21 protein-coding genes and 1 pseudogene are annotated in these 19,441 nt (G+C 48.9%); 17 read left to right on the top strand and 5 right to left on the bottom strand.

The window, feature by feature from the left end:
* The first annotated feature begins 364 nt into the window (after positions 1 to 364).
* The 17 genes and pseudogenes from AFK67_RS23275 (at position 365) to AFK67_RS23395 (ending at position 13,239) form a co-directional block, all read left to right on the top strand.
* Positions 365 to 1,771 carry a VENN motif pre-toxin domain-containing protein gene (locus AFK67_RS23275; protein WP_235047913.1) on the top strand — a complete coding sequence of 469 codons (1,407 nt, stop codon included), beginning with the start codon at positions 365 to 367 and terminating at the stop codon, positions 1,769 to 1,771.
* A gap of 2 nt (positions 1,772 to 1,773) precedes the next feature.
* A complete protein-coding gene (locus AFK67_RS23405) occupies positions 1,774 to 1,935 on the top strand; it encodes a barstar family protein (RefSeq protein ID WP_235047914.1) in 162 nt (53 codons plus the stop codon).
* Between the two features lie 204 nt (positions 1,936 to 2,139).
* Positions 2,140 to 3,651 carry a VENN motif pre-toxin domain-containing protein gene (locus AFK67_RS23400; RefSeq protein ID WP_053532890.1) on the top strand — a complete coding sequence of 504 codons (1,512 nt, stop codon included), beginning with the start codon at positions 2,140 to 2,142 and terminating at the stop codon, positions 3,649 to 3,651.
* A 90-nt stretch (positions 3,652 to 3,741) separates the two neighbouring features.
* On the top strand, positions 3,742 to 3,951 hold the full coding sequence (locus AFK67_RS22845) for a hypothetical protein (protein ID WP_134792943.1): 210 nt from the start codon (positions 3,742 to 3,744) through the stop codon (positions 3,949 to 3,951).
* Between the two features lie 14 nt (positions 3,952 to 3,965).
* A complete protein-coding gene (locus tag AFK67_RS11355; protein WP_235508993.1) occupies positions 3,966 to 4,451 on the top strand; it encodes a DUF2247 family protein in 486 nt (161 codons plus the stop codon).
* A 229-nt stretch (positions 4,452 to 4,680) separates the two neighbouring features.
* Positions 4,681 to 5,166 carry a hypothetical protein gene (locus AFK67_RS22840; protein ID WP_134792942.1) on the top strand — a complete coding sequence of 162 codons (486 nt, stop codon included), beginning with the start codon at positions 4,681 to 4,683 and terminating at the stop codon, positions 5,164 to 5,166.
* A complete protein-coding gene (locus AFK67_RS11350) occupies positions 5,153 to 5,395 on the top strand; it encodes a hypothetical protein (protein WP_038883431.1) in 243 nt (80 codons plus the stop codon). The genes AFK67_RS22840 and AFK67_RS11350 overlap by 14 nt, the downstream gene beginning before the upstream one ends.
* 338 nt (positions 5,396 to 5,733) lie before the next feature.
* The gene (locus AFK67_RS23630; RefSeq protein WP_346275331.1) at positions 5,734 to 5,841 is read left to right on the top strand and encodes an endonuclease toxin domain-containing protein; all 108 of its coding nucleotides are present in this window, start codon (positions 5,734 to 5,736) and stop codon (positions 5,839 to 5,841) included.
* On the top strand, positions 5,841 to 6,347 hold the full coding sequence (locus AFK67_RS11345; protein WP_032967545.1) for a contact-dependent growth inhibition system immunity protein: 507 nt from the start codon (positions 5,841 to 5,843) through the stop codon (positions 6,345 to 6,347). Before AFK67_RS23630 ends, AFK67_RS11345 begins: the two co-directional genes overlap by 1 nt.
* Before the next feature lie 150 nt (positions 6,348 to 6,497).
* A complete protein-coding gene (locus AFK67_RS11340; RefSeq protein ID WP_200907773.1) occupies positions 6,498 to 7,445 on the top strand; it encodes a cytidine deaminase-like fold-containing protein in 948 nt (315 codons plus the stop codon).
* Positions 7,445 to 7,819, top strand: coding sequence for a DUF6911 family protein (locus tag AFK67_RS21870; protein WP_071602721.1), 375 nt, complete (start codon positions 7,445 to 7,447; stop codon positions 7,817 to 7,819). Before AFK67_RS11340 ends, AFK67_RS21870 begins: the two co-directional genes overlap by 1 nt.
* Before the next feature lie 453 nt (positions 7,820 to 8,272).
* Complete coding sequence (locus AFK67_RS11335) at positions 8,273 to 9,010, top strand: Tat pathway signal sequence (RefSeq protein WP_456318601.1); 738 nt, start codon at positions 8,273 to 8,275, stop codon at positions 9,008 to 9,010.
* Between the two features lie 419 nt (positions 9,011 to 9,429).
* Positions 9,430 to 9,708, top strand: a complete 279-nt coding sequence (locus AFK67_RS23625; protein ID WP_071602722.1) for an EndoU domain-containing protein — start codon at positions 9,430 to 9,432, stop codon at positions 9,706 to 9,708.
* A gap of 17 nt (positions 9,709 to 9,725) precedes the next feature.
* Positions 9,726 to 9,983, top strand: coding sequence for a MafI family immunity protein (locus AFK67_RS11330; RefSeq protein ID WP_032967571.1), 258 nt, complete (start codon positions 9,726 to 9,728; stop codon positions 9,981 to 9,983).
* Positions 9,984 to 11,501: 1,518 nt separating this feature from the next.
* A complete protein-coding gene (locus AFK67_RS11325; RefSeq protein WP_032967570.1) occupies positions 11,502 to 11,795 on the top strand; it encodes a hypothetical protein in 294 nt (97 codons plus the stop codon).
* A 569-nt stretch (positions 11,796 to 12,364) separates the two neighbouring features.
* Positions 12,365 to 12,787, top strand: coding sequence for a hypothetical protein (locus tag AFK67_RS11315; RefSeq protein ID WP_050555383.1), 423 nt, complete (start codon positions 12,365 to 12,367; stop codon positions 12,785 to 12,787).
* A gap of 128 nt (positions 12,788 to 12,915) precedes the next feature.
* A pseudogene (locus AFK67_RS23395) lies at positions 12,916 to 13,239 on the top strand (zinc ABC transporter substrate-binding protein).
* A 351-nt stretch (positions 13,240 to 13,590) separates the two neighbouring features.
* Here the strand turns inward: AFK67_RS23395 and AFK67_RS11310 are convergent.
* The 5 genes from AFK67_RS11310 to AFK67_RS11290 are packed head-to-tail and all read right to left on the bottom strand — an operon-like array spanning position 13,591 to position 19,197.
* Positions 13,591 to 14,568 carry an ABC transporter ATP-binding protein gene (locus AFK67_RS11310; protein WP_007729958.1) on the bottom strand — a complete coding sequence of 326 codons (978 nt, stop codon included), beginning with the start codon at positions 14,566 to 14,568 and terminating at the stop codon, positions 13,591 to 13,593.
* Positions 14,565 to 15,545, bottom strand: a complete 981-nt coding sequence (locus AFK67_RS11305) for an ABC transporter ATP-binding protein (protein WP_007729951.1) — start codon at positions 15,543 to 15,545, stop codon at positions 14,565 to 14,567. Before AFK67_RS11305 ends, AFK67_RS11310 begins: the two co-directional genes overlap by 4 nt.
* Complete coding sequence (gene opp4C / locus AFK67_RS11300) at positions 15,542 to 16,489, bottom strand: oligopeptide ABC transporter permease (RefSeq protein WP_007729947.1); 948 nt, start codon at positions 16,487 to 16,489, stop codon at positions 15,542 to 15,544. The genes AFK67_RS11305 and opp4C overlap by 4 nt, the downstream gene beginning before the upstream one ends.
* Positions 16,489 to 17,448, bottom strand: coding sequence for an ABC transporter permease (locus AFK67_RS11295; RefSeq protein ID WP_007729935.1), 960 nt, complete (start codon positions 17,446 to 17,448; stop codon positions 16,489 to 16,491). The genes opp4C and AFK67_RS11295 overlap by 1 nt, the downstream gene beginning before the upstream one ends.
* A 45-nt stretch (positions 17,449 to 17,493) precedes the next feature.
* Complete coding sequence (locus tag AFK67_RS11290) at positions 17,494 to 19,197, bottom strand: ABC transporter substrate-binding protein (protein WP_007729932.1); 1,704 nt, start codon at positions 19,195 to 19,197, stop codon at positions 17,494 to 17,496.
* Positions 19,198 to 19,441: the final 244 nt, after the last annotated feature.

The raw sequence follows: 19,441 nt of genomic DNA, 5'->3' as shown, positions 1-19,441 counted from the left end.
GATACTTTGTGGCCGGGATCATATTATCAGCCGTTATCCTTACGTGGGTGCTGGCAATAACGCCGGGTGACAGAGAGCCAGCCAGCGTTATTTTGTTCTTACAAAAGTACGTGACGTTTCATTTCTCCGCACAGCATCGCGGTTTGCGGGTACTCGGGGTAGTTAATACGATGCAGCCGGACATCACCTTGAGTAAGGGTGGCTTTGAGGCCACAGGCGGTAGCCATACCTGACGCAATCGCGGAGGACTGGCAGCACCGCCACGGCGGATAAAACCGCCTTGATAGCGGTATGCCTTGCTATCGCATCATGACCAATTAACCGGAGCATAAGGGGTGCCTCTGGCGCGGCCGTCGGCGAAGCGATGGGGTACCTGATTGCGAAGGAAGTATTCAAAAAAGACCCTTCGCAGCTGAATGAGACCGAGAAACAGACGGTCGCGGCGCTCTCCACGCTTGCCTCCGGCCTGGCAGGCGCACTGGCTGGCAACAGCACAGAAGCGGTAGCGACCGCCGCGAAGGCCGGGCAGACGACGGTTGAGAATAACTTCTTGGGTGAGAGCTCAAGGAAACGGAAGGATGAGTTAGTTCAGAAGGGGCTGACAGAGGGGCTGACCCTGGATGAAGAAAAGGAGCTCGTCTCCCTTGATACAAATAATCAACTGAGTGATGAATATCTTGATAAATACCGTCATGACCCCGGTTCATTAACCCCGGATGAAAAATACATCCTGAACCGGGCGTTAACTGCCTTTTATTACGAAAATTTAAAATATTATGACACCGACACCGTAAACAAAATGGTGGGCAGCCTGTTTGCTGAAGGGGCTACCTTCAGAGATTATAGTTTTCCGTACGCAGCAAGCAGTGAACTGAAGAACAAAATTACGGACATCAATAAGGCCGGCCTGGGTTTCTGGGATGCCTTAACCTACACAAGAGATATTTCGCCGCAGGAACGGTTGTATAAGGACGCAATAAGCGATCTGGGTGTGGTAAATGAGCACGCATACTGGGCCCGAGTTGGCGAGCCAGTATTAAACTTTTTACCAGGCGCGCCGGGGCTTCTGGTCAACGTAAAAGATGCCATTACAGGCGGCAGCCAGATGGGGCAGGCAACGGCCTCCTTCCTGAATGATGGCCCGAATGCGGATTCCGCAGGACGCTTCCTGGAAGGTTTCCTGAACGCAGCAGGCGCCGTGGCTGGTACACATTGGGGTTATAAAGATGGTGTAACGCCATCAGGTAGCTATTCTCCACCCTGGCAGAACAGTACTATAGTTCCTGAAAAGGAAATGGCCACGGTCTCTGCTTCTGCCATTGGATTAAAATGGGGGGAGGGTAATATGAAGCAAGGGATGCCGTGGGAGGATTATGTGGGCACTACTCCTGCGCATAATGCGGCCAGTTATGCTGGTTTGAATATGGATTTGAAAACAACCGAAGCGGCAAATGAAGTTGTAGAAAGTCTACGTAATACAGGGCAGTTGCCTCAGTATTATCTTGATAAAACACAAGCTATGACTAATGGCTGGAAGCCATTGAATAATACAAATCCTGGTGGCCAGATAGGGGGAGATATTTTTCAAAACTCAACGAATATATTACCTTCTTCAGCAGGAAGAGTATGGAGAGAAGCGGATATCGGAATAAATAACACTATGTCAAGAAGCAATCAGCCAGGAACAAGGTTATTGTATTCAAACGATGGTTTACTTTATATCACAACAGATCACTATGAGACTGCAACTTCAATTGGTAGGTGGAAGTGAATATGAATGAAATAATTCTGGATGGAAAAAGGATACAGAATGAGTCAGATTTTCATAGTGTTATGTCTGAGTTGCTGGATTTTGGTCCTTATTGTGGTCGAAATCTTGATGCTTTATGGGATCGTCTTAGCACTGATATTGAAAGACCAGTAAAAATAATTTGATTACATTCTGAACTATCAAGGAAAAATCTTGGTGAATACTTTGACAGGATTATCCAAATTTTTGAGAGGACCAGGCAGCAAGATATTACATTTAAATGGCATGAAAGATTTGATTATATTTTGAAATAATAAAGATCCCGGTTCATTGGCGGGGATCGTCTTATCAGCCGTTACCCTTACGTGGGTGCTGGCAGCACCGCCACGGTGGATAAAAACAGCCTGGATACCGGTACGCCGGGCTACATTAATATTTCCAACAAAGCAGATTATAAGGTGTCGCACTCCGGCGGCGGCTTCAGCTCATCCGGTAGCTTTGGGGCGCAGGGGGCGCTCAATGCGGCCAGTACGCTCATGTCGGCCGTGGGCAGTTCCGGCCATGCGCAGGGCACCACCCAGGCGGCGGTGTCGGAAGGCACCATTACCGTTCGTGATAAGGCGAACCAGCGGCAGGATGTTGACGGACTGCAAAGGGATGTGACGCAGGCCAACGACGCCATCAGCCCGATCTTTAACAAAGAGAAAGAGCAGACTCGCCTGCAGACCGTGCAGATGGTCAGCGATATCGGTAATCAGGTGGCCGATATTGTGCGCACGCAGAGCGATCTCGATGGCCTGAAGGCGGCGATAGCCCAGACGGGCACGTCACTTCAGGGGCTGCCGGAGAAAGAGCGCCTGGCAAAACTGGCGGCGCTGCGCGATACGGCCGTCTACAAAAAAGTGACCGAGAACACCGGCACCGGCAGCGATGTGCAGCGAGCGATCACCGCCGCGACCGCCGCAGTCAGCGGGCTGGCAGGCGGTAACCTGAATGCCGCGTTAGCGGGTGCGGCCGCGCCGTATATCGCTAATGAGATCGGTAAAAACATCACCGAGGAAAACACGGCGGCGGGGATAATGGCCCACGCGGTGGTCAACGCCGTGCTGGCGAAGGTACAGGGACAGAACGCGCTGGCCGGTGCCTCTGGCGCGGCCGTCGGCGAAGCGATGGGGCACCTGATTGCGAAGGAAGCATACAAAAAAGACCCTTGGCAGCTGAATGAGACCGAGAAACAGACGGTTGCGGCGCTCTCCACGCTGGCCTCCGGCCTGGCAGGCGCACTGGCCGGCAACAGCACGGAAGCGGTAGCGACCGCCGCGAAGGCCGGGCAGACGACGGTTGAGAATAACTTTTTACACGCTGAAAAAATTACTGGTTTTATTGAGGAACAGGCGAAAGCTAAAACTCCCGAGGACAAAAGAAAGTTACAAGAAGATATTGATGAACTTGACAAAAAGCTTCAAGCGCAAGCAGAAGGATGGGGAATATCAACCAGGGATTTGAAAACCGCGCTGGCTGGTCTGAAAGCGTTGGAAGATTCGCCAGAATGTCATGCTCAATGCCAGGGAATGGTACGAGATTCAATATCTAAGCTCGAGCCAGCATTAGAGAACAGGGTGGCTAAACATTCATCACAAGGCGAAAATATCAAAGAGCTAACAGGGATTTTAGCCACAGCCATTGTAATGCATGAAAATGGTTTAATCGTTGGTCGCACCGCCTCATCAGGAAGTGGGAAAGCAGTTCCCGGTGTTACGGCGAATAAGTCTGGTGCGTCGGTTACTGATGATATTGTTACAAGTGAAAAGGCTGCACTGGATCGTATAGGGCAGAACAGTAAAAACACTAAGGACTTAAGTCAGAAACTACCCAATAGTGTATTGGTGCAGCAAAAATAAAAAGTGTCGCAAGTTGCAGAACAGGTTCTGACTTATAACCGGACTGGCAATGGCTTGAAACCAGATCCATCTCACAGGGGAGCCAGTTTCTTGTCCAAAGAGCAATTAGAACCTGGGAGAGTATTTACTTTGGTTGGAGGGGATGGTGTTAAAAGAACTTTACTCCAAACCAATGGTTCATTTGATGGAAAGAATGGCATATTTGAATATATTGTAGATCCATCAGGCAGTGTTACGCATCAACGATTCATTTCAGGTGGCACTGTCAATGGATTACCCAATCAGCGAGCAAAAAAATAAATTTGATGGTAAATATGATGACCTTTTCGTTAATTAATAATAAGTTAGATTTTAGCTGGGAAGATATATGCTGGGGATACAAACATCATTTAATAGGATGGAAAGATGTAGTTTGCTATGCAAGTGATAAAATTTCTCATGGTGATGACAATGAAGTTGTTATTGATATTTCATTGATAGATAAGCATAACCTTCATGAATTGGATGAACTGCTAGGAAAAATAGCGGTTATTTCGGATAGCTATAGTAAAGATAAATGGTTGTATTTTAAGCTATGGATGTTGTTTATTTCTAAAGATGAAATTAACGACCCGTTAGGGGAAGTAGAGAAACTATATGATTTCTTTGATTATCCCGAAGAAATCGAATCATTTATAAGATATATGCCCGCTACGGGAAGTTATGACCCAAGTAAACACACCGCAGAGGAAAATATTCAGCGTTTATATTCTAATTGGAAAGATTATTTAGATAATAAGATTCTATCATTTTTAAAGTGATGCTATAAATCTTGGCTTAAATGGTCGGGATCATGCTACTTGAGCCACAGGGGTAGCCATACCTGACGCAATCGCGGGGGACTGGCAGCACCTCCGCTGCGGATAAAAACCACCTTGATTCCGGCACGCTAAGCTACAGTATTATTTCCAACAAAGCAGATTATAAGGTGTCGCACACCGGCGGAGGCTTCAGCTCATCCGGTTGCTTTGGGGCGCAGGGGACGCTCAATTGGCAAAAAGATTGGTAGGGGCAGGCATTGGTGGCACTGCTAACACTATGTCGCAGGTGCAAAATATTATCAATAATCCAAAAGAAAAATTTAGTATTAGTAGTTTGTTTATAGCAACAGTATCTGCTGGACTTAGTACAGGAATGAAAATGCCGGGTACGGTTATGGTAAGCTCCGCAGGTGCAGGCATAAGTAGCGTTATCGACGGAAAAAATCCATTGCCGCCAATAGTGGGAGCTGCTAGCGGCTCACTCGTGGGTTATTATACTGCGGCGGGTTTTGAAAAGGTTGGAAATAAATACATTAATCCATGGCGGAATGGTTTTAAAGATATGCCAAACGGTAAGTTACCTTTTATAATTAATCCACCTACGACTAGTGCTTTGCCATCAACAACTGGTGCAGCAACAGGTTCATATCTTTCTGAGAGATTTGGCAAGAGAATGGAAGACATTACTGCTGGGAAAATAAATGAAAAGAAATAACGGGGTGCTTTTACTGTTAATAGCTATAATAGCGTCAATAGTAATGTTCATTTTTTTAAACCTATTCTGCGCTTTTATGATTCGAGGATATGTGCTTGTAAGGTTTAATGAATGGAAGCCATATAAAATAACCGATTTTTGGGATGACTTAGGCTCAGGCATTGTGGTTGGTATCGTGTTCGGGATTGCCGTAACTATTGGTGGCATGATTTTAAAGAAATTTAGATAATATTGTTCTATTGAGTTTTGTACAGAGCGTTTATTGTAATATATAGATACTCGCTGCGGTGAAAAAAGCTGCGATGAATCCAATGAGTGGCACTACGGTAAATTATGGTGCATCGTGGATAGGTGATAAGTCATCCAGTTTTGTCATGCCGCTATGGCACCGAGACACTGCGTCATTGATCACAGGAAAGGGCTGAGGACATCTGCAGCCCTTAACATTGACCCTGAATGAAAAAATATCTCATTCCCCGTGATAAGGTGAATCAATTAAGTGATGAGCATGTTGATAAATACTACTCTAATTCCGGCTCATTAAAGATGTACTGATCCGGGCGCTCAATGGCGGTTCCTGCCAGGACGACAAAAGCCCAATGGGTAGAAATTAACCGGGCGGTCGAATATGGTAAGAATCGGGGTGTTAAGGTAACAGTGACGCAGGTGAAATAATGACTTTCAATAAGGATCAGGACTACTGGGTTGGTGTCTATAGTACTAAAGAATTTATCAGCATAGAAACATTCTCGGGACTAGGGATGGTTGCTGGCGATCCTCTTTTTCCTTCTCATTTACTATCACCAGAGAGTGATGATGAGAGTATTGGTAAGGCAATTTTACAAGCACTCTCTGACAGCCGGACATTAACCTCGATTGACGAGCGGGTTGAATTTTTTGACCTTGAAAAAGGAAAGCAGCGTTATTCTGAATGGATTGCAATGCTAAGTGAAAAATATGGCTATAAGAGCAAAAAAGCCCTCTTTAAAGACATGAAATACTGCAGTATCCATTGTGTTAATGGTGTTATGAATATATCCCCATTCCGCCATGAAAAGCTGGAAGCCTGGGGAGACACTGGACGTGATGAGAGTGATGAAGTCATTTTATCTCTCGAAAATTCACCTGCTGAAATAGGCGCGGGGCTGAGACTGGCATTGAGTCGCTGTATAGATTTATAAATTTTACCCGGCCAGATACTTTGTGGCCGGGATCATATTATCAGCCGTTATCCTTACGTGGGTGTTGGCAGCACCGCCACGGCGGATAAAAACCGCCTTGATACCGGTACGCTGGGCTACAGTAATCTTACCAACAAAGCAGATTATAAGGTGTCGCACTCCGGCGGCGGCTTCAGCTCATCCGGTAGCTTTGGGGCGCAGGGGGCGCTCAATGCGGCCAGTACGCTCATGTCGGCCGTGGGCAGTTCCGGCCATGCGCAGGGCACCACCCAGGCGGCGGTATCGGAAGGCACCATTACCGTTCGTGATAAGGCGAACCAGCGGCAGGATATTGACGGACTGCAAAGGGATGTAACGCAGGCCAACGACGCCATCAGCCCGATCTTTAACAAAGAGAAAGAGCAGACTCGCCTGCAGACCGTGCAGATGGTCAGCGATATCGGTAATCAGGTGGCCGATATTGTGCGCACGCAGAGCGATCTCGATGGCCTGAAAGCGGCGATAGCCCAGACGGGCACGTCACTTCAGGGGCTGCCGGAGAAAGAGCGCCTGGCAAAACTGGCGGCGCTGCGCGATACGGCCGTCTACAAAAAAGTGACCGAAAAAACCGGCACCGGCAGCGATGTGCAGCGTGCAATCACCGCCGCGACTGCGGCGGTCAGCGGGCTGGCAGGCGGAAACCTGAATGCCGCGTTAGCGGGTGCGGCCGCGCCGTATATCGCTAATGAGATTGGTAAAAACATCACCGAGGAAAATACGGCGGCGAGGATAATGGCCCACGCGGTGGTCAACGCCGTGCTGGCGAAAGTGCAGGGGCAGGACGCCCTGGCCGGTGCCTCTGGCGCGGTCGTGGGTGAAGCGATGGGGTACCTGATTGCGCAGGAAGTGTACAAAAAAGACCCTTGGCAGCTGGATGAGACAGAGAAACAGACGGTTGCGGCGCTCTGCACAAAAGAGCCTGTATGTGGATACTGCCGGGGGGACATTGCAGCTATGGCTGACAAAGCAGGTTTAAAATCTCTTACTGTTTATGAGGAAAGAACCAGGAAAACATTATATTGGGATCCTGGGATGAAATCACTCAAGGAGAAAAAATAATGTTATTTTCATTAAGCTGGACAGTAAATGGAAGCGGGGGGAACTGTGATAATCCTTTATGGAAGGATGTTGAAGTTAAATTATTAGCTTTAAGAAATAGAGATGGAACGATAACATTAGATATTCATGATAATGATACAGGCCCTCAAATGTTACAAATAAGAGCTGAAGCAGGTAATTATTTAGTAATGCTAGGCGAAATAGCGAATGACGATTATGAAGTGCGAGCTTATTACAATAAAAAAAGTACTGCCGAAATGGTCTGTATCTTGGGTGACTATTGGTCTAATAATCAGATAATAACTGATTTTTCACTCGTCACTCAGGTTATTAGCGAATTTTTTCATACTGGTAATGTACAAAAAAATTGCTGAGTTAGTGTTGAGAATAACTTTTGGGGTGAGAGCTCAAGAAAACGGAAGGATGAGTTAGATCAGAAGGGGCTGACAGAGGGGCTGACCCTGGATGAAGAAAAGGAGCTCATCCGCCTTGATACAAATTAAAAAGTACGTGACGTTTCATTTCTCCGCACAGCACCGTAGTTTGCGGGTATTACGGGTAGTTAATACGATGGAGCCGGGCATCACCTTGAGTAAAGGTGGCTTTGACGCCACAGGCGGTAGCCATATCTGACGCAATCGTGGAGGACTGGTAGCACCGCCACGGTGGATAAAAACCGCCTTGATAGCGGTACGCCTTGCTATCGCATGATTACCAATTAACCGGAGCATTAGCGGTGCCTCTGGCGCAGCCGTCAGTTGAGAATAACCTTATGGATGGCAGTGAGATCGGGTAGGGGGAAGTTCATCTGGCAGCATGGTATTGATATGGCGAGCTGTGCTGATGCCCCAAGTTCAGCAAGTTGCCAGAAAGCTAAAAATGAGCGTGATGCAGTTGGTCTCGCTCTTGCTACCGGAAGTGTTGCATTCCTTCCAGGAAACGCTCAGGTAATGTGGGGTTTAGGTGACACCGCAAATGCTGGGATTGGCTATATGGCAGACGGAACGATCGATCCGGCAAATGCAGCGATTGCTGGGTGGGTCAATGTATTCAGTATGGGCAATAGCCTGCTCGGTACGATTGATTGGAATGCAGCAGGTGGAGCTTTAGGTAACTGGTTAGACGATAAAGATCCTTTATCTGGCGCTATTTCAAATGGTACAGGTGCGGCATTTGGGTATGGATTGGGTAAGGGTTTATCGTGGGCTACTAATACAGGTACTAACTGGTGGAAAGGCGGTTGGGATCCAAAATATAACGCTGCTTTGAGAGCATACACCGAATTTAAAGGTGATTTCGGTATTTCAAAAGAGATGCCCCCAAGTAATATCCCAGGTTTCTTTGGGGATGTAGGTAGTTCAGTGTCCTCTGAAACTACGGGAAAAGGCGCAGAAGCAGTTGTAAATAAGGTTAAAGTGAAGTATGGGAAAAATAATAAGTTAACTTGGGCTGTTTTGTTTATAGCATTTTTAATGCCAGGTATGACTTTCTTGTCTTTATTTGGGTATTTTTTATTTGCATTTTTATTGTGGATGGTTGGCGGAGAGTTAATTTTAATATGGTAGAAATAATCACCCACACTAAAATTGGTGTTTTCGGAGGATTTGTGGCTGGTTTTGGCGTTGTTTTAATGAAACTATTAAAAGTAAAAGGATTTTGATCCATTATTGAAAAAATATTTGTAGCAGGCTTAATCGCAGCGATAAATGTTAGGTTCGCGTGTGGTTGCAGGTTATGGGTTTTTATAAACATCAACGGGCGTAAATTACTGCGTTTTAAGAGACATCCCTGGTCCGCTAATTATCAGTACCAGGCTGAGCTACGGTGCAAATGGAGTAGTGCAAATTGCAACAGGAAATACAGGTGATAAATTAGATCGCCTGCGAATAGTATTATCCCTAAAAATGTGAAGTATGTTGATACCCATTCGCCAGAGGTGCGCCCACATATTTTATATGGTGAGAGCGTAACATCTGATAGCCCTATGTGTATAGGGGAACCGGGGAAAACTATTTTTCCATCGATTCGGTCAGCAAATAAAATCGTTAATTGTGTCAGTGACATAGCGACATCTCGTGATACCACGTGGTATGCACAAACGGGTACCGGGGGGCTTTATACTAAAGCCGGTAGACCGTCCAGATGGGTTGCATGGGATACTCGGGATAATGTGCGTGTCCGGGTGGTATATGAACCAGCTAATGGTAAGGTTATTACAGCATTCCCAGATTCCGGATTAGTACCCCTACACTTAAGCCAGTGAGATAAAGGATTTACAGGATGAGTATTAATAACAGAATTAAAATATTAGGTGAAGGTTTAAAAGATCGAATAGATGCTTCGATCATTGATTTTGATTTGGAGTATATAGATCACTCAGAAAGTATCTTAGCGTTTGAAACACTATGTGATCATATTGCTGATTATGATGTAGTTATAACAAAAGATGAATACAATCAAGTTGTCAATATTGCAAATGAGTTAAATTTGGATATAAATAACAGGTACTTATATATTAATCCAGAAAATAAGAAATAAGGTTAAAGATCCCGGTCGCCATACCCGGATCTCCTTTTTGGCCATTACCCTTACTTAAAATTTTCGCGCTCACGTTTGATCATCGGCAGACCGCCTCTCTTAAGCGCGCCGGGGAAGACCTTAAGTCATTTTTTCATCTTCGGCCCGTTGACGGAGACCATGCTCAACCCCTCGGCGCAGCCGTACAGCTCACGGATGTTCTGGGGGGGATGATGAAGTAGCCCTGCATAGCCTGGTTTCGGAGCGGCATGCCTATGCACCGGGCTGGGGAAAATATTAAGGAAGACGGCTATAGAAATGGCTGTGGCTCAGACTTAAAGAGCTGGGCTGCGCCCGTAGTAAAGGTAGCTTTGACGCCACAGGCGATAGCCATATCTGACGCAATCGCGGAGGACTGGCAGCACCGCCACGGCGGATAAAAACCGCTTTGATAGCGGTACGCCTTGCTATGGCATCATTACCAATTAACCGGAGTAAGCGGTACCTCTGACGCGGCCGTCGGTGAAGCGATGGAGTACCTGATTGCGAAGGAAATCTAGACTTAATCGAAGGATGGTAAAAAATAACTTCTATTGGAAAAGTGCCAGATTATATTGAGTTGCTTTCATTTTTTGAAAATACGCCCTTCTTTATCTGATGAACTAGATCACAGGTATGGTTATTCATATACTGACAGTAACGGAATAAAATTAATTTTTTCTTATGCTGCGCTTGAGGGATGGATACAAACTATTGTTCAATTTAATGGTAATGTTATGTCCCAGCATCTTAGCGAAGGAGTAAATAGCTTGGAAATCAGAAGTGAAATTCAAGGGGAGTATTTATATTCAAAAATAGACTCTTCAAACGCAGTAATGCGAATGGAAATTAGATTAAAACCAAAAATATCAGTTAAGTGGAACACATTATTGAAATAACTAGTTGTGTTTAGGATATAAAGATCCCGGTTTTTGAGTCGGGTTTATATTTGCATGCCTGATCACCAACACATCGTCGATGCCGTTAAACGCTCGGGGGAAGTATTCAGCCATTGGCTCAACTTTATCCGAATCTTCTTTTTACCCGTTAGCATCTGCGAGCGATAAGTGCTTTGATAAAGAGACGGTGCCCAGGCTTAGCGATCATAAGGTGATTCATTATTCAATCAAATGAGATGTCAATAAAGCAGCATGATTCGACGAAGCATATTTTTCCAGGAAAGTGTTAGACTCATCAATGAACAGTAATAAAAAAGACAGTTCGCGGTTTCTGCCAATATGAAAAAGCTCTGATAGATAGAGATTGACCGGGCGGTTGACTATGATAAGGATCGGAGTGTTAAGATAATAATGACACAGATGAAATAATGTTATTTAATAAAGCTCATAACGCCTGGGTTGACGTTTTCTGTATCACAAGGTTTATCTGTAGAAAACATAACAGGCCTGGTTAGGGGCGCTGGCGATCCTCTTTGTACCAACATTTATTATCATATGAATATATCAATTATAGATAAAAAATCAGGTAATCATTTGAATTATGGATGTTATTTTCTTTAAAAAACAAATCGAGCCATCTTTAACAGGCTACGTTTTTCAATATAGTTCTTTCCTTGGTGGTGATTTTGGCGATCTGGAGCGAGTAGAATTTGAAGGGTGTAATAAGATTGGATCTATTGATTTTTGGTCAAAGGGTTGGATAGGTATAGATATATATGATTTTATTTTAAGCGACCAACTTATTAATTTATTGTTGGGACCTGATGAGGATCAGTTGAAAGCTATAGAAAGTCTGGTAAGGAGCTTGAGTAGCATTGAAGAGAAGAATGATTAAGCTTAGCATAGTTAAGTATACGTAAGATCCCGGTCCTTCCGCCGTGCTTTTCTTTTTATCCGTCAGGCTTACCCAAAATGCCCGTTTCCACGTTTCATCATCCACAGATCGCCAGTACTGTTATGTAGTCCCGTATAGCGCGAGGTGCTGGGTGGTCATGACGATGGGATCCGACATTGACCCGGTTTCGAACGCCATTCCGTTAGCGCCGGGCTTGCGAAAAACGACCATGCAAGAGGTGATAGATAAGACGTGAAACACTGGACAGCGCCCCTTACCATTTGCCGAGCGAAAAGTGTTCAGCAAGGTCCGAATGAATAACTCGTAGAGGATATGCGGTTGCAGTGCTCCCAACATCGCCATCAGGCTCGGCAGTTGCACTGGCTGGGAACAGCACGGAAGCAGTAGTGGTTTCCACGAAAGCAAGGCAGACGATGGTTGTAAATAACGTCTTACACGTCGAGAAAATGACGGCTTGTACTGAGGCATAGAAAAAGCTAAACCTCTTGAGGAGAAAATAAAGCTATAATATTTGTCTTGTATTCGACATCACTGATTGAGGATCATGAGTGTATAAAAATTTTGATTTATGTATAAGTTGTTTTAGTGATGATAATAACCCCGGTGATTACTGGTATGATTGCGCAATTGTTGAGGCTACAGAAATATTAAATCAATTCAATGAATCAGACTGGACGAGCCTGGTTGATAGCTTAGACAATAAGAGTATTTTTTGGAAAATGAGGCTGGTCGAATGTTTGGGGGATTTGAACAATACTTATGAGCTGACTATTATATTGGCGCTTATCGAAATTAATGACAATGAGTTAATTGTCAGTTGTATCGACGCATTAAGAACTATAAATATAGATTCCTTATCTGAAAATGAATTTGAAAAAATCAATGACAGATTATCTTTCATTCATAAAAATAGTTCTTTGATAGGATTGTGCATTGTGGAGGATTTCAAGCGTAAGTTTATTGATAAATAATTGAGGTTGCTCATTAAGGTTTTCATTGCAGACATCACACTCGTAGTAACTTGATAACTATGTACCAAAATGTCACAGTGTAAATAATACCTACAGTTAAGTTACAAGCACAATAACTACTTATCCATATGAATAAGAATGATATATATGTAAAAATGTTGCACTCTCTTTGCCTTATATTAGAAGTATCCAATCTTGCATAAGGAAGAGAAAGGGCGTGACATGTCTTGCTATTACGAAGCTGAATTAGTCCATAATCTCATGTATTGACTCCTTGTTGCGGAATTCACTGAGCATGATTTATGATTTTAAATAATCAAGCTAAATATTATTTTGAGGAGTGCGGCGAGGACATATCACCAAATTATAATCAGCAAATTAGCTATATAAGGGAATTGTTTGCCATGGTGCCAGATAGATTAAGGTCAAAACTATTTTGGACAGGTCCGTGACAAAGTCCTGGTCGTTGAGCCGCAATTTAACATGAGACCGTCATTTACCGTGCAGTGGATACACAAGCGACGGTTGAGAATAACCTGCTGAGCAGAATTGAAGATGCTTAGCTCAGGGGGCGGGGTACCGAAGTGAAGCACTAATTACCGGCGACATGTTACTGGTGGCCAGCCCGAACAGCTTCTCGCGGAAGATGCAAACTTTAGTGAGCGCTTAGCGATACAGGCATCAACGGGCCATCAGTAACGAAGCTTAATGCAACTGTCAGCTCGTATGCGCCTGTCAGGGCGCGGCGGGTAACAAAGCCTTGCAGGCGCATCTGAAAAACCGCCGCCTGTGCCGGAGCGCGTTTATTGCGCTGTCTCCACCCAGTGGCACGCCACCTGATGACCAGGACGCACTTCGCGCAGTTGCGGAATGTCAGTGCGGCAGCGATCCGTTGCCTGCGGGCAGCGTGAAGAGAAACGGCAACCGGAGGGCGGGCGTGACGGATCGGGGATTTCCCCCTGCACCACGGCCACGGGCTCGCCTTCCGGGTCGAGCGTCGGCACCGCCGCCAGCAGCGCTTGGGTGTAAGGGTGCAGCGGCTGGCTGAACAGCGCATCGCGGCTGGCGGTTTCCACCAGTTTCCCCAGATACATCACCGCCACGTCATCACACAAATGTTCCACGACACCAAGATCGTGAGAGATAAACAGGAAGGTGACGCCGTGGTCATCGCGCAGATCGGAGAACAGATTAATGATTTGCGCCTGGATGGAGACATCCAGCGCCGAGATGGGTTCGTCGGCGATAATAAAATCCGGGTTGAGAATTAGCGCGCGGGCAATGCCAATACGCTGGCGCTGGCCGCCGGAGAACTCATGGGGAAAGCGGTTGTAATGCTGCGGCGCCAGGCCACAGATTTTCATCACCGCCAGCACGTTGGCGCGCAGTTCCGCTTTGCTGCACAGCTTGTGTTCCAGCATCGCTTCGCCGATCGCATCGCCAATGCGAATGCGCGGGTTCAGCGAGCTGTAAGGATCCTGAAACACCAGCTGGATTTTCGGGCGCAGCGCACGCATCTGTTTTGGCGTCAGCTCCTGCAGCTTCTGCCCGCGATACTTCACGCTACCCGCCGTTTTGTCATACAGCCCCAGCAGCGTGCGTCCGACGGTGGTTTTACCGCTGCCGGATTCGCCCACCAGGCCAAAAATGGTGCCGGGTCGAATGTTAAAACTGACGCCATCCACGGCGCGTAGCTGTCCGGTTTCCTGACCAAACAACCCGTCGCGCAGCGGGAAGTACTTTTTCAGACCGTCAACTTCAATGACATATTGCTGGCTCATGCAACCGGCTCCGCTAACTCAGTGTGAATACATGCGGCTTGCCGCGTTTGTCCGATAAGCGGCGGAATGCCCGCGCGGCACTGCGGCGTAGCGCGTTCGCAGCGATCGTAGAACGCGCAGTACGGCGGCAGTTCGGCCAGATCCGGCACCTGGCCGGGAATCGAATAGAGGCGGCGTCGGCGCTCGCCTGGAACAGGGCGCGAGGCGATCAGCCCTTTGGTATAAGGATGCAGCGGGTGGCGCAGCACGTCGGCGGTCGGACCTTGCTCAACGATGCGCCCGGCGTACATCACTACGACGTCTTCCGCCATCTGCGCGATAACGCCCAAATCATGGGTGATCAGCATCAGCGCCATCTGCTGCGCCCGCGCCTGGTCACGCAGTAAGCGCAGGATTTGCGCCTGCACGGTGACATCCAGCGCCGTGGTTGGCTCATCGGCAATCAGCAGTTTTGGCTGGCAGCTTAGCGCCATGGCAATCATGATGCGCTGCAACATGCCGCCGGAAAGCTGGTGCGGATAGCTGCTCATCAGGCTCTCCGCCCGCGCCAGCCCGACATCGGCGATCAGTTGCGTGGCATGCGTCCAGGCCGCTTTGGGTGTTTCGCCGCGATGGCGAATCAGCGGTTCGCAGAGCTGCTCGCCGATGGTCAGCACCGGGTTGAGCGCCGTCATCGGCTCCTGAAAAATCATCGCTAACTGATTACCACGCAGATCGGCCATTTTCGATGGCTTCAGACGCAGCAGATCGGTGCCCTGAAAGCGGATTTCTCCACCGTCGATACGCGCAGCCTGCGGCGGTAACAGCCCCATCAGCGACATAGCGGTAACGCTTTTGCCGCAGCCGGATTCACCCACCACGCCAATGGTTTGCCCGGCCTGAATGGCAAATGAGACATTCTGTACAGCGCGCACGCGCCCCTGCTCGCTGGCGAAGGAGACAGATAAGTTGTTAAAGGTAATTAGCGGCTCGCTCATTTCAGGCTCCGTTTCATCTTCGGATCCAGCGCATCGCGCAGGCCATCGCCCAGTACGTTAATGGCGATGACGGTCAGAAAAATAGCGATACCCGGCGGCATCCACAGCCACGGGCGACGCTGAAAATCGATCAGGCTGTTGGCCGCATCCATCATATTGCCCCACGACGGTGTTGGCGGTACGACGCCAAGGCCGAGATAGCTGAGCGCAGATTCCATCAGAATGGCATTTGCCACCGCCATCGTCGCCATCACCACCAGAAGGGGAATGGTGTTCGGTAACAGATGGCCGAACAGGCGGCGGCGCGAAGAGAGCCCCAGTACCTGCGTCGCCAGCATAAAATCGCGCTCGCGCAGCGAGAGGATTTGCCCGCGCACCAGCCGCGCCAGCTTTGGCCACTCCAGCAGGCTGAGCATCACCACCACCATGTAGATGCGCGAGTCGGGCGAGAAATCGAGCTCTGACAACATCGCCCCGGCGACAATCAGCAGCGGCAGACTGGGGATGGTCATCACCAGATCCGCCAGACGCATAATCAGTTTGTCCGTCCAGCCGCCGACATAACCGGAGATAGCCCCCAGCAGGTAGCCCAGCGCCACCGACAGCAGCATGGTCAGCAGGCCAATAATCAGCGAGATACGCCCGGCAAGCAGCAGGCGGGTATAAATATCGCGGCCAAGAAAATCGGTGCCCAGCCAGTGCGCGGCGTCAGGCGGTTTATTGATCATCAGCGCGTCGGTGGAGTCATCTTTCCACGGAGACCACACCGGCCCCAGCACGCACCAGAGAGTCATGACCACCAGCAGAACCAGGCACAACATCGCCAGAGGGTTGTGGCGCAGCGCTTTCCACGCCTGACGCCACGGAGAGGGCGTGGCCTGCGCCAGCGCCGGAATTTCCGCCTTGCGCAGGCGGCGATTCGTTGAGAAAAGAGAACCAAACATCACGACCTCACGCGAATGCGCGGGTCGGCCCACGCGTACAGCACATCGGCAATCAGGTTGCCAACAATGGTTAATACCGCCAGAAACAGGGTGAATCCCATCAGCACCGGGTAATCGCGGGCGGCCAGCGAATCAATATGGATATGCCCGGCGCCCGGCCAGTTAAAGACCTTTTCGGTGATGATCGCGCCGGAAAAGAGCCCCGGCAGCTCAAAACCGAGCAGGGTGATGATCGGCAGCAGCGCATTGCGCAGCGCGTGTTTGAGGATCACCGTCCGTTCACGCAGCCCTTTGGCGCGCGCGGTGCGGATAAAATCCATCTTCACCACGTCCAGCATGCTGGCGCGGAAGTAGCGCGTCAGGCTGCCCGCCTGCAACATCACGAGCGCCATAACCGGTAACACCAGATGCGCCGCAACCTGCAACACCCACGCCCAGCCGCTGTCGTCGCTGCCCGTGTTGGTCATGCCGCCCACAGGCAACCAGTGCAGATCGACCGCGAACCACTTAATCAGCAACAGGCAGAGGAAAAAGGTCGGGAATGACATGGCGGCGAACACCACCACGCTCACCAGATGATCGAACAGCGAATTGGGTTTCAGCGCCGAGGCAATGCCCACCGCCAGCCCGATGCCCCAGTAAAACACCAGCGCAATGCTTGCCAGCAGGAACGAGTTCCAGATGTACTGGTTAAGTAGCTGGCTCACCGGGATTTGGTATTGCAGCGAGAACCCCAAATCGCCGCGCAGCAACTGGCCGAGCCAGTGCAGATAACGGCTGAAGAGGGGTTGATCGAGGCCATAAATGGCTTTCAGTTCGGCGGCGCGGGCGGCGGTGAGGGTAATGTTACCGTCGATAAAGTCGCCCGGCGTTTTGGCGAACAGCATAAATATAATCAGTGAGGCGAGCAGCAGCATTGGCAGGGTTTGCAGCAGCCGCCTGAGGATAAAATTTCGCATAGCTTTCTCATGACAACTGCCGGCGATCCCCGGCAGTTATTCGTGTTACTTGACGATTTTCACATCCGGCAGGCTACCAGTCAGCCCGTTGTAGATATCCGGCTTAAAGCCGGTGACGCGGGCGCTGCTGGCCGACAGGATCTCGCGGTTGCCCAGCAGGATCGCCGGTGGATCCTCCGCCAGCACTTTATAGAGCTGGTGATAAATCGGTTTGCGTTTTTCCACGTCCAGTACCGCATTGCCTTCGTTGATGAGCTTATCAACCTGCGGATTGTTATAGCCGGACTCTTTCGCTTCCGTGCTGTAGTAATCCCACACGCCATCATGCGGATCGTTGAGTGTGCTGGTGCTGAAAGAGGCCAGGTCATAGTTGCCCGCTTTGCGTTGCGCCATGAGGGCGTTGAAATCCACCACCTGCGGTTTTAGCAGCACGCCAATCTGCTGCCAGTTCTCTTTGGCGATAGGGATCAGCGCATCGTTCAGTACTTTCTTGCTTACCAGCAGCGTCAGCTCCAGACGTTTACCGTCCTTCACGCGGATGCCGTCCGGCCCCGGTTTCCAGCCCGCTTCATCAAGCAGTTTTTTCGCCTGCGCCGGGTCGAATTTGTATGGATTCACGCCGTCGGTGTTATATGCCCATGAAATCGGGGCGATGGGTTCAATCGCCACTTTGCCGTAGCCCTGATAAACCACATCAATCAGCTTCTGGCGGTCGAGGCCGTAAATCAGCGCCTGGCGCACTTTCACGTCCTGTAACGCCGGGCGACGCACGTTAAATTCCACTTTGCTGTAGTCGCTGGAGCCGAACAGGTTGATATTGGCGAAGCCCAGCATTTTCAGTTGTTCGATATCATCCGGGCGCGAAGTGAATGCGTCATAATCGGTTTCGCCGGTCTGGAACAACTGGAAGTTAGTGGACGGGTTGGTTACGCGGTAGATAAAGCGTGGCGTCGGCGGTGTGCCACGGTAGAAATGGGTGTTGGCGTGGAAACGAATCTCCTGGCCCGGAATGTATTTTTCATAGACATACGGTCCGTTGCCCAGCGGTTTGCCGTGCAGCGTGCGCAGATAATCGAGGTTGCCGCGCTGATACCCTTTACCGTAATACGCTTTGGACAGCACCGGGCCGCCGATTTTCGCAAGCGTTGTCGCGCCTGGCTGCGTGGTGGTGACCTGTAAGGTCTGCGGGTCGATCACTTTCAGGCCGCTGACGCTATCGGCTTTCCCGGCCTTATACTCCGCGCCGCCCGCAATATTGGCGAGGGTGATATCGGTATCGCCATCGTATTTCGGGTCATACAGCACGGTCAGGGTAAACGCCACGTCTTCCGCGGTCAGCGGCGAGCCGTCGCTGAAAGTCAGGTTCGGGCGCAGCTTAATGGTATAGACCTTGTTGTCCGGGCTGACGCTCCAGCTTTCCGCCAGGCCTGGCACCAGTTTACCGTGGCTGTCCCAGTCGATGAGGCGTGAGAAAATCACATTGGTGACGTTTTCGTCCCAGCCGTTGACGAAGAAATAGGGGTTAAAAATACCCTGCGGTTCAGAAATGCCTGCCACCACAGTGTCTTTACGCAGCTTTGCCGCCGCCGGGATCTGGCTTACGTCCGTCGCGGGCGTAATCCCTTCTTTTAAGGTTTCATCGGCAAACGATGCGCAAGAGAAAACCACCACGCTGCTGAGCAGGGCAATGTTGAGGGCAAGGGTAAAGCGCGTGGGTATGGTTTTTAGGCGGGTCAGTAAACTGGACAAAATGGCTCCCTCTTCAAATAATTGCGTCAGATTTACAAATCATGACGAAGATAAGAGCCGTCCTTCCCCCTGTCTAACAATGAAAACGCATGGCTTATAACCAATCATGCTTAGCAAATTCATGGCAAATCAACGCTTAATTTCAGCTAAAGAAGGTGAGAGAGCAAACGGGGCAGGCAAAGAGCCTAAATATCATAATCGATTATTTTAACGGTATTTTTTGATGTGCTTTTTCATGAAGTAG

This window comes from Cronobacter dublinensis subsp. dublinensis LMG 23823 (assembly GCF_001277235.1).
Taxonomy (GTDB): Bacteria; Pseudomonadota; Gammaproteobacteria; order Enterobacterales; family Enterobacteriaceae; genus Cronobacter; species Cronobacter dublinensis.
Note: the sequence above shows the minus strand (reverse complement) of the source record. Positions and strands in the feature narration are given on the sequence as shown.

Excerpts from the sequence above, each read along its gene's own strand:
- AFK67_RS11295 (WP_007729935.1), bottom strand. The coding sequence starts at position 17,448 with ATGCGAAATTTTATCCTCAGGCGGCTGCTGCAAACCCTGCCAATGCTG.
- AFK67_RS11325 (WP_032967570.1), top strand. The coding sequence starts at position 11,502 with ATGGATGTTATTTTCTTTAAAAAACAAATCGAGCCATCTTTAACAGGC.
- AFK67_RS11345 (WP_032967545.1), top strand. The coding sequence starts at position 5,841 with ATGACTTTCAATAAGGATCAGGACTACTGGGTTGGTGTCTATAGTACT.
- AFK67_RS23275 (WP_235047913.1), top strand. The coding sequence starts at position 365 with ATGGGGTACCTGATTGCGAAGGAAGTATTCAAAAAAGACCCTTCGCAG.
- AFK67_RS11335 (WP_456318601.1), top strand. The coding sequence starts at position 8,273 with ATGGCGAGCTGTGCTGATGCCCCAAGTTCAGCAAGTTGCCAGAAAGCT.
- AFK67_RS23405 (WP_235047914.1), top strand. The coding sequence starts at position 1,774 with ATGAATGAAATAATTCTGGATGGAAAAAGGATACAGAATGAGTCAGAT.
- opp4C (WP_007729947.1), bottom strand. The coding sequence starts at position 16,489 with ATGTTTGGTTCTCTTTTCTCAACGAATCGCCGCCTGCGCAAGGCGGAA.
- AFK67_RS11350 (WP_038883431.1), top strand. The coding sequence starts at position 5,153 with ATGAAAAGAAATAACGGGGTGCTTTTACTGTTAATAGCTATAATAGCG.
- AFK67_RS11310 (WP_007729958.1), bottom strand. The coding sequence starts at position 14,568 with ATGAGCCAGCAATATGTCATTGAAGTTGACGGTCTGAAAAAGTACTTC.
- AFK67_RS23630 (WP_346275331.1), top strand. The coding sequence starts at position 5,734 with ATGGCGGTTCCTGCCAGGACGACAAAAGCCCAATGGGTAGAAATTAAC.
- AFK67_RS23625 (WP_071602722.1), top strand. The coding sequence starts at position 9,430 with ATGTGTATAGGGGAACCGGGGAAAACTATTTTTCCATCGATTCGGTCA.
- AFK67_RS11355 (WP_235508993.1), top strand. The coding sequence starts at position 3,966 with ATGATGACCTTTTCGTTAATTAATAATAAGTTAGATTTTAGCTGGGAA.
- AFK67_RS11330 (WP_032967571.1), top strand. The coding sequence starts at position 9,726 with ATGAGTATTAATAACAGAATTAAAATATTAGGTGAAGGTTTAAAAGAT.
- AFK67_RS21870 (WP_071602721.1), top strand. The coding sequence starts at position 7,445 with ATGTTATTTTCATTAAGCTGGACAGTAAATGGAAGCGGGGGGAACTGT.
- AFK67_RS11305 (WP_007729951.1), bottom strand. The coding sequence starts at position 15,545 with ATGAGCGAGCCGCTAATTACCTTTAACAACTTATCTGTCTCCTTCGCC.